We start from the raw sequence: 2079 nt of genomic DNA, 5'->3' as shown, positions 1-2079 counted from the left end.
GCCGTCAGGCAGAAAATCCACTTATCCCGCTGTCCAGTTTTGCCAGGCCACCTCTCTCAGCCTTATGTCACCGGCGCCTATAGTCATTTACGCCGCGACATCCCGTGCTGTGGAACATACGTAAAGCGCATAGCGTCTCAGTCTCTTACGCAACAATCAGCGTTGAAAGAAAGCCCACCATAACGCGGGTAGTTGGCACGGACGAAAGATGTTGACTCTGGACTATGGTCCAAGGGCAACAACATTCTGGGTCGGCCAGCCCGTCGATTGCAAAGCTGCCGTAAACGTATTGCGCAATGGCAAAACGCGCTGCTGCCTTCGTGGCGCCGGCTCGCAGAGGCCCACAACGTGAGAGTGTGAGCATGCAAGGATCTTTCGCCGCTCCCCGGCCCAATCGCGTGGCCCTGATCGGGACCTGTGTGCCTCGCCAGTGCGGAATCGCAACCTTTACGGACGACCTTCAGCAAGCGCTCATCCACGCCGACGCTTCAGTTAGCGCCTTTACGGTTGCAATGACGGACAACAAGATTGTCTACGACTATTCCGATCAGGTTCCCTTTGAAATTCATCACGCGGATCCTGCCTCCTACCAAGAGGCGGCGGACTTCCTGAATGTTGCGGATATCGAGATCGTCTCGCTGCAGCATGAGTTCGGAATTTTCGGCGGCGAAGCGGGCGAGCATGTCCTCGGCCTCGTGGGCGGACTGAACGCACCGCTTGTGACGACGCTGCACACCGTCCTCGCCTCACCCAATCCGGCTCAGCGCCGCGTTTTGGACGAGCTCATCGAGAGTTCTGCCCGCCTGATCGTAATGGCCGACAAGGGGCGCCAGATCCTGCAAGATGTCTACGGGGTTCCACCCGACAAGATCGCGGTGATCCCACATGGTGTGCCAGATCGTCCTTTTCTGGACCCGGCCATGGCCAAGCATGATCTGGACCTGGCTGATCGTACCTTACTGATGACCTTTGGGCTACTCGGACCCGGCAAAGGCATCGAGACCGCTATTCGCGCGCTGCCCGCACTTGTCGGGGACAACCCCAAGCTTCTCTACATGATCGTGGGGGCCACCCATCCCAATCTCGTGCGGGACGAGGGAGAGCGTTACCGCGAAAGTTTGACGGCACTTGCCGATGAACTTGGCGTCAGCGACCATGTCCGGTTCGTGGATAGATACCTGACGCTTGACCAGTTGCTCGATTATCTGGCCGCGTGCGATATCTATCTGTCACCTTACCCCAACGAAGCGCAAATCGCATCCGGGACGCTCGCTTACGCCATCGCACTCGGGAAAGCCGTTGTATCGACGCCGTTCTGGTACGCGCAGGAACTGCTCGCGGACGACTGTGGCCTGCTCGTCCCGTTCGGGCAGGCAGAAGGGTTCGCAACTGCAATCCGCCGGTTGATCAAGGACGATACGCTGCGAAGCGAGGTCCGGACGAACGCTTATGCGCGGGGCCGCGCTATGATATGGTCGAGAGTTGCGGAACAGTATTTTACGGTCTTTGCCGAAGTCCGACTTGAGCGGCGCGCCACCAACACGACCGTCATCCCTTTTCCATCGCTCGAACCGGGCAACTCCCCGTTGCCACCCATCTCGACCAACCACCTTGCAGCGCTCACCGATTCCGTCGGCCTGATGCAACACACCAAATTTGCAGTACCCGATCGGCGGCATGGCTATTGCCTCGACGACAACGCCCGCGCGCTGCTCGTTCTCACCGAACTTGCGGCAGTGCGCCCCCTGACGGGGCAAGAGGATCAGCTTCTCCTCATCTACGCCGCGTTTGTCGAAAACGCTTGGCGCCCGGAAACCAAGAAGGTTCACAACTTCATGAGCTTTGACCGGTGCTGGGTGGAAAGCGCCGGCGCGGGCGACGCGCTAGGGCGCACGATATGGGCGCTAGGAGCGGTCGCGCGGCACAAAAACGCGCGTTCACTGGATGGCTGGGCGGCGGCCCGGATGTTGGAGATCACGCCGTCCCTCATGGAATCCGCGTCGCCTCGCGAGTGGGCTTACGGTTTGCTCGGCATCTCAAAACTTCTCCGGCGCTTCCCAGGCCATCGCAACCTGGAGC

Annotated in this window: 1 protein-coding gene; it reads left to right on the top strand. The window is 59.7% G+C overall.

What is annotated here, in order from left to right; translation table 11 throughout:
- Positions 1-362: 362 nt before the first annotated feature.
- Positions 363-2079 (top strand): glycosyltransferase family 4 protein (locus ACEK02_RS06085; protein ID WP_371420905.1); only part of this gene is annotated, 1717 nt, incomplete at its 3' end.

The organism is Tardiphaga sp., assembly GCF_041424195.1.
GTDB lineage: Bacteria > Pseudomonadota > Alphaproteobacteria > Rhizobiales > Xanthobacteraceae > Tardiphaga.
This window is presented reverse-complemented; position numbering and strand designations above follow the sequence as displayed.